The 16688-nt window shown below is 32.2% G+C and carries 15 protein-coding genes; 8 read left to right on the top strand and 7 right to left on the bottom strand.

The window, feature by feature from the left end; all coding sequences use genetic code 11:
- Window positions 1-20: 20 nt before the first annotated feature.
- The 7 genes from NAB20_RS07040 to topA form a co-directional block, all read right to left on the bottom strand.
- Window positions 21-1076, bottom strand: coding sequence for an NAD(P)/FAD-dependent oxidoreductase (locus NAB20_RS07040; protein ID WP_375605761.1), 1056 nt, complete (start codon window positions 1074-1076; stop codon window positions 21-23).
- A 500-nt stretch (window positions 1077-1576) separates the two neighbouring features.
- Entirely contained in the window at window positions 1577-2572 is a 996-nt protein-coding gene (gldN, locus tag NAB20_RS07035) for a gliding motility protein GldN (RefSeq protein ID WP_105196155.1), read from the bottom strand.
- A gap of 48 nt (window positions 2573-2620) precedes the next feature.
- Window positions 2621-4150: a gliding motility protein GldM gene (gene gldM, locus NAB20_RS07030; RefSeq protein ID WP_105196154.1), complete on the bottom strand. Its 1530-nt coding sequence runs from the start codon at window positions 4148-4150 to the stop codon at window positions 2621-2623.
- A 50-nt stretch (window positions 4151-4200) separates the two neighbouring features.
- On the bottom strand, window positions 4201-4836 hold the full coding sequence (gldL, locus tag NAB20_RS07025) for a gliding motility protein GldL (protein WP_088392506.1): 636 nt from the start codon (window positions 4834-4836) through the stop codon (window positions 4201-4203).
- A gap of 76 nt (window positions 4837-4912) precedes the next feature.
- The gene (gene gldK / locus NAB20_RS07020) at window positions 4913-6289 is read right to left on the bottom strand and encodes a gliding motility lipoprotein GldK (RefSeq protein ID WP_105196153.1); all 1377 of its coding nucleotides are present in this window, start codon (window positions 6287-6289) and stop codon (window positions 4913-4915) included.
- A gap of 105 nt (window positions 6290-6394) precedes the next feature.
- Window positions 6395-7540: a formimidoylglutamase gene (locus tag NAB20_RS07015; RefSeq protein WP_105196152.1), complete on the bottom strand. Its 1146-nt coding sequence runs from the start codon at window positions 7538-7540 to the stop codon at window positions 6395-6397.
- Window positions 7540-10044 (bottom strand): type I DNA topoisomerase, encoded by a 2505-nt coding sequence (gene topA / locus NAB20_RS07010; RefSeq protein WP_375605760.1) that lies wholly within the window; start codon window positions 10042-10044, stop codon window positions 7540-7542. Before topA ends, NAB20_RS07015 begins: the two co-directional genes overlap by 1 nt.
- A 249-nt stretch (window positions 10045-10293) precedes the next feature.
- On the opposite strand from topA, the gene miaB reads away from it, so the two are divergent.
- From miaB to NAB20_RS06970, 8 genes are all read left to right on the top strand, one after another.
- Window positions 10294-11742, top strand: coding sequence for a tRNA (N6-isopentenyl adenosine(37)-C2)-methylthiotransferase MiaB (gene miaB / locus NAB20_RS07005; protein ID WP_105196150.1), 1449 nt, complete (start codon window positions 10294-10296; stop codon window positions 11740-11742).
- Window positions 11743-11784: 42 nt separating this feature from the next.
- Window positions 11785-12156 carry a GxxExxY protein gene (locus NAB20_RS07000; protein WP_375605759.1) on the top strand — a complete coding sequence of 124 codons (372 nt, stop codon included), beginning with the start codon at window positions 11785-11787 and terminating at the stop codon, window positions 12154-12156.
- A gap of 28 nt (window positions 12157-12184) precedes the next feature.
- A complete protein-coding gene (locus tag NAB20_RS06995; RefSeq protein ID WP_105196148.1) occupies window positions 12185-13444 on the top strand; it encodes a sigma-54-dependent Fis family transcriptional regulator in 1260 nt (419 codons plus the stop codon).
- A 239-nt stretch (window positions 13445-13683) separates the two neighbouring features.
- Window positions 13684-14187: an LPS assembly lipoprotein LptE gene (lptE, locus tag NAB20_RS06990; protein WP_105196147.1), complete on the top strand. Its 504-nt coding sequence runs from the start codon at window positions 13684-13686 to the stop codon at window positions 14185-14187.
- 3 nt (window positions 14188-14190) lie between these two features.
- Window positions 14191-15426, top strand: coding sequence for a tetratricopeptide repeat protein (locus NAB20_RS06985; RefSeq protein ID WP_088392490.1), 1236 nt, complete (start codon window positions 14191-14193; stop codon window positions 15424-15426).
- A gap of 3 nt (window positions 15427-15429) precedes the next feature.
- Entirely contained in the window at window positions 15430-15792 is a 363-nt protein-coding gene (gene secG, locus NAB20_RS06980; RefSeq protein ID WP_105196146.1) for a preprotein translocase subunit SecG, read from the top strand.
- Between the two features lie 140 nt (window positions 15793-15932).
- A complete protein-coding gene (gene groES / locus NAB20_RS06975) occupies window positions 15933-16208 on the top strand; it encodes a co-chaperone GroES (RefSeq protein WP_088392486.1) in 276 nt (91 codons plus the stop codon).
- Between the two features lie 60 nt (window positions 16209-16268).
- Complete coding sequence (locus tag NAB20_RS06970; protein WP_240668987.1) at window positions 16269-16595, top strand: four helix bundle protein; 327 nt, start codon at window positions 16269-16271, stop codon at window positions 16593-16595.
- The last annotated feature ends 93 nt before the right edge of the window (window positions 16596-16688 follow it).

Here is a 16688-nt window from a genome sequence, read left to right as displayed (position 1 = left end):
AAGTTTAGTTTGTTTTCAGGCTATGAAAATAATTTTTTTTTACGAAATCTTTCTGTAGAAATATTTCTATCTAATTCTATTCCTTTTTCTATAAAATTGAATAAATTATGTGCTAACCAAGGACCTAACATAACTCCTCTAGTACCTAACCCATTTAAAATATGTAATCTTTTATGATCTGGATGAGTGCCTACCAAAGGCCTTCTATCTTTTACTGTTGGTCTAATTCCTGCAAAATGTTTAACAATTTCAAAATCACAATCAATCAATTCTTTCAAATCATTAACTAATTCTATTTTACCTTCTTCTGTGGGAATATCTGTTTTATCGTTCCAATTATATGTAGCTCCTACTTTAAATAAATCATTACCTATTGGTAAGATGAATATACTTGATTTTAAAATTACATCTAGCTTTAAATCGGGTGCTTTAATTATTAACAACTCTCCCTTTGTCCCATCTAGAGGAAGGTGATTAAAATAGGGATTATTTACAAGACCATATCCTTCTGCAAAAACAATATTCTTATATTTTTTTTCTTTATATTCTATAAATTCTTTAGAGAATTCTATAGAATTATAATCAAACCGTTCGTTAATAAAACTATTTTCAGTTTTTAAATAAGCAATATAGGCATCTATTAATATAGAAATTTCAACATATCCTGTACATAAAACTTCTCCAAAACCAAAATCAGAAACGATTGACTCGTATTTTTTATGAATAATTTTTGAAGAAAGAAAGGGGGTTAAATTTGGTTTATCGCAAGCTTGAAACCAGTTATTTTGTTCTTCAATTGAAGCAAATTTTCTAAAAACAGGAATAGGAAATACAAAATTTGATTTTAATTTATTTTGAAGTGTATTTAAAAAAGGTAAACTAAAATCTATTTGTTCTTTTGCTTTCCAAACTTCACTAAATCTTTTTAGGATAACAGGATTATAAAGTCCTCCTGCAATCCTAGAAGAATTGGTAGAATAATCTTCTAAAATCATTACTGATTTCCCTTCACTTTTTGCTATTTCCGCAAAACTAATACCAGCTATACCTGAACCAATAATTAAATAATCAATCATAACACAAAGATAGAAAAACTCTTACTCTAAGAATACGTTTTCTTTATTTATATATTCTATAGTGATATAACAAATTATTTATAGTATAACAAATTGTATATAAATTAAATTTAATACCCTAATTATTATTTTAATTCGATTTTCAACACATCATTCTATTGTTGTTTAACTTAAATTCTGTATTAGACTCAAACGAAGTGAATTGATAAAACCAAACTATTTACTTTATTTTTCTTCCAATTCAAGCATGTAATCCCGTTTCAATCTCAAAATAGTTTCTTATTTCTTCTTCTAAAATTTTTCCGTGAGCACTTAATTTTATTAAAAATTTACGTTTCACAACAAAGTCTAATGCTAATCAAGGTTTAATATATCCTAAACTTCATGTAATAAAATAAATTTAGAAAATTCACATTTACTATCAAGATTTGTCAAAATAAATAAGAAAGACTCCTACTATAAAAGCAGGAGTCTTTCTTATGTAATTGGAGAGATTTATATTAATAAGTCCACATATCTTGTTCAAAATCACGGATCTTATCTCTTACTCTTTGCGCTTCTATTAGTTGCATTAAAGAGTTATCTTTCATGTATTTAGATATGTCACGGTCATTATAAATATTTTCTTCTTTATAAATAACTGAGTTAAATCTTCTAGAATTTAATATACGATCAAAAGATATAGGCATAGAAGTATTTTTTTCATTAAAAGCTTTAGCTTCATGCAGTATTTCTCTTGCATTTGGATAAAAAATCCAAAATAAATCGATATAATCCTTTTCTTCTTCTGATTTACCCATGGTATAAACATCTGGTATAACTGGACAAATTCCTAAGATTCGGTAACGCAGATCCGATTGTCTTTTATCAAAATACCATAATCCTACTATTTTATAATCAGAAACATCAATAGAAGCTAGATCTGTTTTATTGATATACTCAGGAGAAATGAATTTTGAAGCAGGAATCACTTTCGTTTCAACACCTACTTTTTTACGTTTCTTCCCTGTACCTTCATACACTGGAACTTCTACTGTTCTACTTCTATAAGCATTGATATCTGAGTTCATCTCTTCACGACCTGCATCAGTAGTGTCAATTTTAGTAAGTGAAGCCGCAATATCCTTTAATGTCTTCTTCTCTCTAAAATAGCTATCACCATACACTTCGGTAATTTTACCTGATTTTATTCCTTTTACTAAAACATCATAAAGTGATCGACGATCAGAACCTATACTTATTGTATCAATCGGATAATACAAAGAAAAGTTAATACGCTCATCTAAGTCAATTATTTCCCATACTTTTTTGGACATCAAGATATCTCTGTCGTCTACATAACCATAGTCTAAAGGTTTGTCATTATCCTTAGTTTGTTGAGCTGCAGATTTCAAACCAATTTCTTGAGGTTTTTTTGCATTCAACAAATTTGATTGAGCGAAAGTTGATATACTTCCACTAACAAAAAGTGTTAATACTAAATTTCTCCAATTCATACTTTTATATTTGAGGCGTTTAAAAATTAAACGAAATTTATGGAATTATTATTGTACTTCATAAGTACAAGATGATACACGTTTAGCAACTTGTTCTATTCCTGAAAAAGATGCTTTTATTTCAGAAATCACAACTACATCACCTCTTTGTGCTTTTTGAATAGCACCTTTTGCTCTAGCATCCATTTTGTTACCTGTAACTACTATTGTTGGTTGACCAGGAACTTTAACATTAAATTGTGTAACGCGTACATCTACTGGAAAATCAAAATCTTCCATTTCTGCAGTTACAGTACACACTTCTAGGTTAGATTTAGAACCTTTTGCTGAAATTTCCCCACGAACCTTTCCTGTAGGGGCTGGTAATCCTTTTATACGGAATTCTTTCTTATCGGAAACAACTTTACCATCTGGTAATTTAGCGTTTACATTAATCATTAATGATGTACCAGGACCTGGTTTTAAAATATATTTACCATTTCCTGTTTTGGTCATACCTGGAGCCGATGCGTTTACATTGTTGTCAGCTACACCTGCAAAAGAAATTGAAATTGGATTGGGTACACCACGATATACCACATTCATCTTATCTGCAGAAATAGTAGCTGAATTTGGACGAGGTACTACTACATAAGTTCCAGCAAATTTCAACGGAATTGTCTTACCATCTTCTAAGAATGTAAATTGTCCATTGATATTTTGCTCTCCTACTCCACCTGCAGTGGTTGAAATAACAGCTTGTCCATTTTCTAAACGCCCTGGTCCTTGAAAAGAGGTTGGCTTTGTATTTTCATCATAACGACCTAATACAACCTTTCCTTTTACTTGCTCTCCTTGGAAATACGCGTTCTTTTCTAATACTACAATTGCTTGGTAGTTGCTATAAGAAGCCGCTTGTACAGCAGCTTTACCTAAAGCCGCACTAATTACATCTGATTCCGCTTTTTTAGCATCGTTTTGCCAAGCTGACAACTTAGCTAAAGATGCGATTGATGGAAAGCCTTTAAAATGATAATTTAAAAACTTATCTTTTGACCCGTCTGTTTTTACTACATCCTTAGTATCAAATTTACTTAAAACTTCGTTTAATATATGTGCATATTTTTTCTCAGAACCTAATGCACTTTTTAAATCTGATCTATATGTTTCAATAGCATCAATAACTGATTTACCTTTAGCGGTGTAGTTTTCTCCTTGAAACCATGATTCATCTAGTTTATCACCTTTATCCATAGACTCATAAGGTAATTTACCATTTTCTAGTTCAACATCTTTTGTAAGATCTGCCTTTATACCATCTATGAATGAATAAAACTTATTTGAAGCAGCTTCTACTTTATGTGCTGTTGCTGCTGCCATTGCAAATTCTCCTTTAGCTTCAGCTGCTTTTTGATCTAAAGAAGCTAACATTTGCTGATTAGTAGATTTTGCTGATTGATTAGACCCTTCAAACCTTTCGTTCATTAAACCAAATGCTGAAAGAACCTCTTTTGACATATTCATTGCCAACATAGCGACGAAAACCAAATACATAAGGTTCACCATCTTCTGTCTAGGACTTAAATTACCTCCTGCCATTCTTTTAAAATTTTTTAGTTATTAAATAATTATATAAAAAGACAAGAAGATTATCCTCTATTACTCATAGCAGACAACATACCACCATATACGCTGTTTAGTGTAGCGATATTTGTTGTCATAGATTGCATTTGTTCTTTTAATTTGGCTGCGTTTTCTGCAATTTCTTGATTTGCTTCTGCATTACGTGAAGCACTTTCTAATTGAGATTTGTACAAGTTATTTAAAGATGCCATATTATTGGCTGCTGCTAACATTTCGTCTGCATATTTCTTTTGTCCTGCAATAGCATCTACAGTCGGTGCCATATTTTTAGCTGCTCCTTCAAAATTTTTGATACTATTTCCTAAACTAGCCATTAATTCACCATCAATTTTGGCTTCCTTCAACATAGCGTCTAATTTTTGAGACAGTACTCCTTGTGCTTCAACTGGCTCTTCTTTTCTTGCTTTTTTAGCAGTTGGCTGCCCTCCTGCTAATTCAGGATAAACTAAAGTCCAATCCAACTCTTGAGCAGGTGTTTCAAATGCAGATAAACCGAAAATTAAAGCTTCTGTTCCTAAACCAGCAATAAGCATAGCACTTGCTCCTGGCCAGTGCATTAATTTAAATAAAGCTCCAACGATTACTACTGCCGCACCAAACCCGTATGCGAAGTTCATTACTTTAGGTGATAAAATTGCCATAATAATAAATTTTAGTTAAGTTAATAATTTATGTTTGGTATATAAAAAAATAGAATTTAAAAATCTTTAATTTTGATTATTTTCCTGTTGATTCTGTTCCCATATAATCTTGGATAGTACGGAAACCTATATAACTTCTAGCTGAATCTGCGTATTCAAAATCACGAGTACTAACTTGTAAAAAGTATGCTACATCTTTCCAAGAACCTCCACGTGTTACTTTACGCATATTTTTTTGTTCAGAAACATTTGGATTCATTGTTGATAAGAATTCATAGGCTGTAGGATCGTAAGATGAATCTGTCCACTCTGCTACGTTACCTGCCATATTATACAATCCATAATCATTAGGTTCATAAGCATCTACCTCAACGGTATATAGTGCCTGATCAGCTGCATAGTCTCCTCTAGAAGGTTTAAAATTAGCTAAATAACAACCTCTATCATTTTTAGCATAAGGACCTCCCCAAGGGTAAGTACCTGATTCTAGACCTCCACGTGCTGCATATTCCCACTCTGCTTCTGTTGGCAAACGATAAGAACTTACATTGTCCTTATGCGATCTTTTTCTTGCCCCATTATGATATAAAGTTCTCCATGCACAAAATGCCTTTGCTTGTTTCCATGAAACACCTACTACTGGATAATCCCCATAAGCTTGATGCCAAAAATAATCATTATGCATAGGTTCATTATAAGAGTAAGCAAAATCTTTAATCCATACTGTTGTATCTGGATAAATAGTTACTTCTTCTTGCTTAATAAACTCTTTACGCTTACCCACTTTCGCTTTGGCAGCTGCTTGGATATCCATCCAAGTGTATTTAAATTTTAAATTTTCAGAACGCAATGTTCTTAAACCATTGTAAGCTTCTGCTGCAGGAATGTACATAGAATCCATTACTTCTGTATAATACGCATCAGGATACTCGCTTGTTTTCCACTTGATTGGAATTTTTTTATTTAATTTTCTTCCTGAATATGGATCATCTCCTGTACCAATACTATTGTAATTATCATACATATACTTGTCGTAAACTGACATTTTAGTTGTATCGGCATCTAGGAACGCATAATCTGCTATGCTACCACCTTTTGATGATTTCTTTCCATCATTTTTTTGACCTAACTCATCAGCCGCTATTGCCAACTTAGTTCTAACAATAGAATCTCTCACCCAATGCACGAATTGGCGATACTCACTATTTGATATCTCCGTTTCATCCATATAAAATGAACGTACCGTTACTGTTTTTGTTGGCGCGTCTTGAATGTTAGCTAAATCATCATCTGATTTACCCATGATAAAAGAACCCCCTGGAACCAATGTCATCCCATAAGGTTTTTCAGGATGCCAAGCTTTCCCCTTGACACCAACAAGCTGGCCATTGTCTTTTGAACCGCAGCTGTATAAAAACATAACAAGTACTGCTGATAAAATGAACTTCTTCATATAAATTTGGGTTATGTATGTATTCACTTCTACTTTAAGAATGTAAACCTATTTATTTATTTCCTAATTACCAAAAAAACGTTAAAAAACTTACAAAAAAAAATTCTACAATAAATTTTTACGTTGTGCTTTCCACCATCTTTCTGGAACGACTCCTTCACAAGCATCTAAATAATCATCATAGGTACAAGGTAGTAACGTATTTTTTTTAAGTTTATTGTAAGAATTTGACAAAAAAGGTATTTCTATCCACCAACGACCTGTTTTATCACTCTTATAAAAAACAAGTTCTTCTTCTAAAGGCACTATGTATTTGATAAAATTACTTTTTGTTCCAAAAGGATATTCATTAGAACGGTAATGATAGCCTTCTATAAAGTACCATATCACTTGCGCTATCAAAACGGATTCAGAATTTGTATATCCATGATTAAAGACGCCAAAAGAGCTTACCTTATCACTAATTCCTGCATATCTTGAAAAAGCACAAATTTCTTTTCCTGAAAAGCCATTAGGCATAAAATCTTTAAAATTTCCTGAATTGGAAGACATAACAGAGTTCATATCTATGGAAACTAAATCGGCATCTCTCAAAACAGGCTCTGTAATGGTGGGATCATGCGCTACTTCTCCTAACCTGTAAGCATCAAAATATAATTTTTGTATTAAATCGATTTCTTCTTGTGAGTTAAAATATGTTTGATACCCAATATTACTATAATTAAATAAATTATTAGGTTCATCAACTATCATTTTAGTTAAATAAGAACCCGCTAGGAATCCGTTATCTCTAGCAAAATCAAATTGACTATCAATTGTAACAACATTAACCATTTGTTCTAAACGATCATAACCACGATACATAGCATACGTTAAGTCTTGTGATCCTCCTATAACTATTGGAATAATATTATTCTTTACTAGTTGTTCTACTACTTCTCTCAGAACAAAATAAGTATCCTCTAGTGTTTCCCCTCCTACGATATCGCCTAAATCAACGATATTAACATTCCAATTGCCAGGATATAATGCATACAAAGATTTTCTTATTGAGGACAAATCAAGATTTCTGTTTTCCTTTTCATTCCCTCTTTCTTCTAATACTCCAACAATAGCTATTGACACTTCTCTTAGGTCTGGAAATTCTTCAGCTGTATTAAACTGTATTTTCCTGCCTAAAGTAGCTTCAGAAAAGCCGTAAAGATCAATTAACAAATCTACATCTAAAGGTTTTAAAAAATCAAACACCATTATTTACTTTTTTTGACAGTTGTTTTTTTAGGTGTTGCTTTTTTAGCGGGTGTCTTTTTTACAGGTGCTTTTTCTTGAATCATTTCCTGTACTTTTTCTAATGTTAATTGTGAAGCATCAATATCTTTACTTAACTCAATTTTAATCTTCCCCTTCAGAATAACAGAACGTCCCCATCTGGCTTTTTCAACTCGAATTCCTTCGGACTCCCAATTGTGGATTAATTTTTCACTTTCTTTTTTTAATTTATCTTCTATTAATTCTATGATATCAGAATTAGATAATTGATCAAAATTATATTTTTTATTAACATTAATAAATATGCCATTCCATTTAATAAATGGTCCAAAACGTCCTACTCCTTTTTGGACATCCATTCCTTGGTATTGTCCTATAGGTGCATCTGCTTTGTTTTTTTCATCTATTAATTGTTTGGCTCTTTCTAAGGTCACATCCAAAGGATCTTCTCCTTTTGGTAATGATATAAAAGTTTTTCCAAATCTTACATAAGGCCCAAACCTTCCATTATTCACTTCCACTTCTTCTTCATTATACTCTCCTAATATCTTTGGCAGTAAAAAAAGATTTAATGCTTCTTCTAAAGTAACAGTTCCTATGTTTTGTTCTGCTCGTAAACTAGCAAATTGTTTTTCTTCATCATCTGCGTTTCCTATTTGCACCATGGGACCAAATTTCCCTAAACGAACTGAAACTTGTTTACCTGTTTTAGGATCTATTCCTAGGATTCTTTCTCCGCTTTCGCGTTCAGCATTTTTTTCTACATTTTGAACATTCGGATGAAAATGTTTATAAAAATCATCCATCATATTTTCCCATTCTTTATTCCCTACTGCTATTTCATCAAAATCTTGTTCTACTTTTGCTGTAAAATTGTAATCTAGAATGGTTTCAAAATTTTTTACTAAAAAATCATTTACGATTGTTCCAATATCCGTTGGTACTAATTTTCCTTTATCAGAACCCACATTTTCAATTAAGATTTCTGATTTTACTTCATTATTTCTTAAAATGAGTTGACTATATTTTCTTTCAGCTCCTTCAAAATTACCTTTTTCAACATAATTCCTATTTATAATTGTTGAAATAGTCGGCGCATACGTAGAGGGACGTCCGATCCCTAGTTCTTCTAATTTTTTCACTAAGGAAGCTTCTGTATAACGAGCAGCTGGTCTTGAAAAACGTTCTGTAGCTGTTATATAATTATTTTTTAAATTTTCATTTATTTTAAGAGCTGGCAACATCCCTTCTTCCTTTTCATCTTCGTCATCATTTCCTTCTAAGTATACTTTTAGAAACCCTTCAAACTTAATAACTTCTCCTGTTGCTCCAAAAATTTCTTTATGATTACTGGCTTCAATTTTCACATTAGTACGTTCTAATTGCGCATCGCTCATTTGAGAGGCAATAGTACGTTTCCATATTAAATCGTACAAACGAGATTGGTCTCTATCTAACTGTACTGTATGGCGTGACATATCAGTAGGTCGAATTGCTTCGTGGGCTTCTTGCGCTCCTTTGGATTTAGTTGCATAATGACGTGGCTGACTAAATTCTTTTCCGTAGTAATTAGAAATTTCTGCTTGTGCGGCACCCATTGCTTCTTGAGAAAGATTTACACTATCGGTTCTCATATAAGTAATCAACCCCGCTTCATACAAACGTTGTGCTACCTGCATCGTTATACCTACTGGCATATATAATTTACGGGCTGCTTCTTGTTGCAAAGTAGATGTTGTAAAAGGAGCGGCTGGTGATTTTTTTGTTGGTTTAGTTTCTAAATCAGCAACTTTGTAATGCGAACCAATATTTTGTTGTAAAAATTTTTGCGCTTCATCTTTAGAACTAAAATTCTTAGACACTTTTGCTTTAAAAGTTTTTCCAGCTTCATTAACGAACTCTGCTGTAATACTATAAGAAGCCTCTGTCTTAAAATTTTGTATTTCTCGTTCCCGTTCTACTATCAAACGCACAGAAACCGACTGTACACGACCAGCAGAAAGTCCACTTTTTACTTTTTTCCAAAGCACTGGAGATAATTCATATCCTACTAAACGATCTAACACACGACGAGCTTGCTGTGCATTTACTAGATTATAATTAATCCCACGCGGATTTTCAATTGCTTTCTGAATTGCTGTTTTAGTAATTTCATGAAAAACAATTCGTTTAGTCTTTGTTTTATCTAATTTTAATTCTTCCGCCAAGTGCCACGCTATAGCCTCTCCCTCGCGGTCTTCATCGGATGCTAACCAGACCATTTCAGCGGTTTTAGACAAATCTTTTAGTTTTTTTACTAAAGTTTTTTTATCAGAAGAAACTTCATATTTAGGCTTGAACCTATTCTCTACATCTACTCCCATTTCTTTAGATGGTAAATCAGCAATATGTCCAAAACTTGATTCTACCTGAAAATCTTTTCCTAAAAACTTCTCTATAGTTTTCGCCTTTGCGGGCGACTCTACGATTACTAAATTCTTTGCCATTTGTAACGTTTATTTCTTCGGCAAAAGTAGAAGTTTTTTTTGAAATCCAATTTTTATGTAATTATATATTGTACAAACATTTTTTACAACATCTATAAGGCAACTAATTATCAGAGCCATCCGAATCTGTAAAAAATACATTTTATCAAAAATTATCGAAGAAACTTTTAGTTAAACAAATATGACATCTTGTCAGAATACAAAATTTAGTATTATCTTTGCTGACTCAAAAATACGAATGGCATTTTTATGGAAAAGGTAATTGACGAAAACAAACAAGGAACAAGCCTGATTTTAGAACAAAATCAGAAAAACAAAAAAAAGATGTTCATAGAAAGTTATGGATGTCAAATGAACTTTTCAGATAGTGAAATTGTAGCCTCCATTCTAACAGAACAAGGTTATAACACTACACAAAATCTAGAAGAAGCTGATTTAGTATTAGTAAATACTTGCTCTATACGAGACAAGGCAGAACAAACCGTTCGTAAACGTTTGGAACAATATAATGCTATAAAAAAAATCAATCCTACTATGAAAGTAGGTGTTTTGGGTTGTATGGCGGAACGTTTAAAGGAAAAATTCTTAGAAGAAGAAAAAATCGTAGATCTTGTTGTAGGACCTGATGCTTATAAAGACATTCCTAACTTATTAAGTGAAGTAGAAGAAGGTCGCGATGCAATTAATGTTATATTATCAAAAGAAGAAACTTACGGCGATATTCAACCTGTTCGTTTAAACAGTAATGGAGTAAACGCTTTTGTATCTATTACAAGAGGATGTGATAATATGTGTACTTTTTGTGTGGTTCCTTTTACTCGTGGTCGTGAGCGCAGTCGTGAACCACAAAGTATTATTGAAGAAATTCAAGATTTATGGAATAAAGGATACAAAGAAGTTACTTTATTAGGCCAGAATGTTGATAGTTATTTATGGTACGGAGGCGGATTGAAAAAAGACTTCGTTAAAGCCAGCGAAATACAAAAAGCAACAGCAGTTGACTTTGCACAGTTATTAGATATGTGTGCAACGCAATATCCAAAAATGCGTTTCCGTTTCTCGACTTCAAACCCGCAAGACATGCATATTGAAGTGATTGAAACCATGGCAAAACACCATAACATTTGTAAATACATTCACTTACCAGTTCAATCGGGCAGCACACGTATATTACAAGAAATGAATCGACAACATACACGTGAAGAATATTTAACTTTAGTTGATAAAATTTACGAAATCATTCCAGAAATTTCATTATCGCAGGATATGATTTCAGGTTTCCCTACTGAAACGGAGGAAGACCACCAAGACACATTAAGTTTGATGGAGCATTGTAAATATGACTTCGGATTCATGTTTGCTTATTCTGAAAGACCTGGAACTTTAGCGGCTCGTAAAATGGAGGATGATGTTCCTGAAGAGGTTAAAAAACGTCGTTTGAATGAAATCATCGATTTACAACAAAAATTAGGGCTACAACGCACACAACGATTCATTGGACAAACGGTAGAAGTTTTAGTTGAAAAAGACTCTAAGCGCTCTAACCAACATTGGAGCGGAAGAAACTCACAAAACACCGTGGTTGTATTTCCTAAAGAAATTTACAAACCTGGTGATTTCGTTTTAGTAAAAGTAACCGATTGTACCGCAGCTACACTTATAGGTGAAGCCGTGGGATATTCAGAAATTATGCAGTAGCTAATAGCTAAAAGCCACAAATTTCACAAATTCACACAAATTATGGAGTTCTACAAGCAAGAAGAAAATTACAAGATAATTGGCATTTGCATGGAAGTTCATAGAATTTTAGAACCAGGCCTTTTAGAAATTGTATATAAAGATGCTTTAGAAATTGAATTTAGAGAAAATAATATTCCCTTTGAAAGAGAAAAAGAATTCACAATTGATTACAAAGGAATCATTTTGCCTCATAAATTTTATGCAGATTTCATAGTTTTTGATGAAATAATTTTAGAAATTAAATCCGCAAAAGAAATTAATAACGAACATATTGCACAGACTCTCAATTATATGAAACTTGCCGAGACACAACTTGGTATTATCGCAAATTTTCAAAACAAATCACTTGTTCACAAGAGATTAATACTTTAAAATTTGTGTAATTTGTGGCTATTAAATTATGGAAAACGTTCAAAATATAAAACAACGATTCGAAATCATCGGTAACGACCCGAAACTTAACCGTGCACTTGAAAAAGCCATTCAAGTGGCACCCACGGATATTTCGGTATTGGTTACAGGGGAAAGCGGTGTGGGTAAAGAAAGTATTCCTAAAATCATACATGCTCTATCTCACCGAAAACATGGAAAATATATTGCTGTAAACTGCGGTGCTATTCCCGAAGGCACCATAGATTCTGAATTATTTGGCCATGAAAAAGGAGCATTTACCGGTGCTACCAATACACGTGAAGGCTATTTTGAGGTAGCTGATGGCGGAACTATTTTCCTCGATGAAGTAGGAGAACTTCCTCTTACAACTCAGGTTCGATTGTTACGTGTTTTAGAAAATGGCGAATTTATTAAAGTAGGATCCTCTCAAGTTCAAAAAACCAATGTAAGAATTGTAGCGGCCACCAATGTTAATATGCAAGAAGCTATTTCTAAAAGTAAATTCAGAGAAGATCTCTATTATAGATTAAGCACCGTTGAAATAAGCTTACCTGCTTTACGCGAACGAAAAGAAGATATTCATTTATTGTTTAGGAAATTTGCTTCTGATTTTGCTCAAAAATACAAAATGCCTCCTATCAAGTTAGAGGAGAATGCTGTACAATATTTACTAAAATACAGATGGGGCGGTAATATTCGTCAATTACGAAACGTGGCAGAACAAATATCCGTTCTAGAAGCCAATCGAGATATTTCAGCTAGCACCCTAATATCTTACATTCCTAGTGAAGGAAATAACTTACCTCAAGTTGTAGGTCAAAAATCTGACAGTGATTTTTCATCTGAAAGAGAAATTTTGTACAAAATTCTTTTTGACATGAAAGCGGACTTAAATGATCTTAAAAAATTAACTTTAGAACTGATGCAAAATGGAAGTTCGAAAGTACAAGAAGCCAATAAAAATCTGATTCAACGTATATATGGTCAAAAAGAAGAAACCAATTCATACTTTGAAGAAGAAACAAGACTTCAAAAGATTCCTAACACACCGCATATACAAGAAGAATTTGACGATGACGACGATTCTAACTATATTTTTGCAGACACTATTGAAGAGGAAGAAGACTCATTACGCTTAGATCAAAAAGAAATAGAATTAATTAAAAAAGCACTAGAACGAAATAAAGGAAAAAGAAAAGCAGCAGCTGACGAATTGGGTATATCAGAAAGAACACTGTATCGAAAAATCAAACAATTTGATTTATAAATTTCGAATTTTAGCTAAATCGTTAAAACAAAAACTCTATTTTTGAAAATAGATATTCATTATCAAAATGGTAAAATGGCTATAAACGGACTCTTTGTGTAATATAAATCTATTCATTTAACATCTAAACAAATTAACATTAAGTCTAATAAATATGAATGATTAATCAACATATATAAACCAAGTCAAACAAGCAAAGCAAACCATCTGTTAATGTTATAAGAATCAATTCTAAATATATGAAACCATTTAAACATATACTTTCACTTTTTTCCTTACTAATACTCTCTTCTTGTGGCCTCTATAATTTTACAGGCACAGGTAAAATAGATGCTAAAACGTTTCAAGTAAACACTTTTCAAAATGTTTCAGAACTTATTGAACCAGGAATAGAAAGAAAATTTACTCTACGACTACAGGATTTAATTCAAAACCAAACCAATTTAAATCTAACCAATACAAATGGTGACTTAATATATGAAGGAGAAATAGTTGATTATCGTATTAGCCCAATGACCGCTACCGCTAATCTAACAGCGGCACAAAATAGACTTTTGATTACTATTAATCTCCGCTTTTCAAACAAAAACAAATCAGAAGAAAATTTTGAAAAACGATTTTCTTTTTTTTATGATTATCCGGCAGCAGAACAATTAACAGGAGGCAAATTACAAACAGCCTTAGACGAAATATTTGAAAGAATCACACAAGATATGTTTAACGAAACCTTAGCTAAATGGTAGTTTATGAACACAATAGAACTTACCTCTTTATTAAACAATCCTAACACAATCACTCATACACAATGTAGTGAGTTAGAATCTGTACTTAAAGAATACCCCTATTTTCAAAGTGCAAGAAGCTTATATTTAAAAGGGTTACACATCCAAAATAATTTTAAATACAATACGGCTTTAAAACTTACAGCTGCTCATACTACTGACAGAACCGTACTATTTGATTTTATAACTAATAAAAATTTTGCACAAGAACTACATCTTACAGAAAACGCCTTGTCATACGAGGAAGAAACTACAATACCTGAAAAGATAGCAAAACCAGCTCTTGAAACAGAGGAGTCCTCTATAAAAGAAGACATTCAATTAGCGCCTGATTTTTCAACAGCAGATGATTATACAAATCTAGAACTTGAAACACAAAATACTGTTTCCGATGAAGAGAAATTAGAACAATCTGTATTAAATTCAATTATGATTGCTAATGAAATAATAGAGGAAACAAACGATAACAAGACTACAGAAGAATCTATTTCATTAGAAAACCCATTGGAAAAATCTATTTTATCTTCTATCTCAGAATCCAATCAGCACAATGAAACTAAATTGGAGTTGGATCAATACAATTCTAACAAGATTGAAACGCCTTCTTCTATTACTCCTTCCATTAGAGAAAGAGTATCTTGGTTAGAGGATACTATAGATTCAGATCAAAAACAAGAAATAATAGAAGAAAACAATCTAATTGAACCTATTATCATATTAGATGATAATAAGACGCTTTCATTTCAAGAATGGCTGCTTTTATCTAAAACCAACCCAATTGAAAGACCTGAAAACATTCCCTTTATAGAAAATCAAGAATTGGTTTCAAAAGAAAAAGATCAAGATAATCAAATTACAATATCTAACAACTCTTTCGTAACAAATGACAATTCTAATGCAACAGAAAAAAAAGAGGACAATTCTAATTCTAAAATGGATTTAATTGATAAATTCATTCATAATAACCCTAAAATCTCACCTCCAAAAGACAATATTGCTGTTCCAAGTTATATAGCTAAAAAAAGCGATAGTCCTTATTTAATGACTGAAACTTTAGCAAAAATCTATTTAGAACAAAAAAAATACACAAAAGCTATACAAGCTTATGAAATTTTAATTTTGAAATATCCAGAAAAAAGTAGTTTATTTGCAGACAGAATTTTAGATATAAAAGATTTACAACAAAATAACAATAGATAAACAATGAGTACATTTACAATTTTCTTAGTATTAATCACTATAGTTTGTTTTTTATTAGTGGTGGTAATTATGGTACAAAATCCTAAGGGAGGAGGATTATCTTCAACTTTTGGAAGTTCGCAAATGATGGGTGGTGTTCAAAAAACAACAGATTTTTTAGACAAATCAACTTGGTATTTAGCTGGAGCCTTATTAGTACTTATCTTATTATCTAACTTAAGTTTTAATGGTACTAATAGTGACACTGGTTCTAAGCTAATTGATGAATCAGCTACTCCAGTTGCAATCCCAGCAGCATCAAGTACTGATAGTAAAGCTGCAACTCCAGCTACTCCTACTAAACCTGCTACAGAAGAAAAAAAATAATTTTCAATACTTTTTTAAAATGCCAGCCTGTCAGCGCTGGCATTTTTATTTTAACCAATTTTGACAGCTTTTACAGCTTGGCATAATTTCTGCAAAAATAGCTCCAGAATTTAATAACAATTAAAAACCCAAAAATAATTATGGCATTAAACATTAAACCACTTTCAGACCGCGTTATTGTGGAGCCAGCTGCCGCAGAAACACAAACAGCTTCTGGCATCATCATCCCTGATACAGCTAAAGAAAAACCTCAAAAAGGAATTGTGGTAGCTGTAGGAAACGGAAAAAAAGACCAACCTATGACGGTACAAGTTGGCGATACGGTTCTTTACGGCAAATATGCTGGAACTGATCTAAAATTTGAAAGCAAAGATTATTTAATCATGCGCGAGGAAGATATACTTGCAATTATCTAACAGCTTTAAGCCTTAAGCCTTAAGCAAATGAGAGATTTCAAAAAATACGATGTTTGGTAACTGAGTCATAGTTTTACTCTAAAAATTTATAAGGTAACTTCGACTTTTCCAAAAGAAGAATTATACGGCTTGTCAAGTCAAATAAGAAGATCTAGTTCTTCAATACCAACCAATATTGCAGAAGGTAGTGGAAGAAACTCAGATAAGGAATTCAATCAATTCCTTAATATTGCTTTAGGTTCTGCTTGCGAAACAGAATATCAGCTTATACTATCGAAAGATTTGGGTTATATCTCATTAGATAACTTTAATGAATTAGACAAACAAATCAATCATATTAAAAGTAAAATTTACAATTTAAAAAGAGCTTTAAGTGATACACTTTAGGCTCTAGGCTCTAAGCAAATAAAATTAATCACAATCACAGTAAAATAAGCATAAAGCTTATGGCTTATAGCTTATAGCTTATAACTAAAACAA

Origin of the sequence: Flavobacterium davisii, from assembly GCF_042182265.1 — a bacterium.
GTDB classification, from domain to species: Bacteria; Bacteroidota; Bacteroidia; order Flavobacteriales; family Flavobacteriaceae; genus Flavobacterium; species Flavobacterium davisii.
The sequence above is the reverse complement of the archived record's forward strand: the minus strand, read 5'-3'. Positions and strand labels throughout refer to the sequence as shown.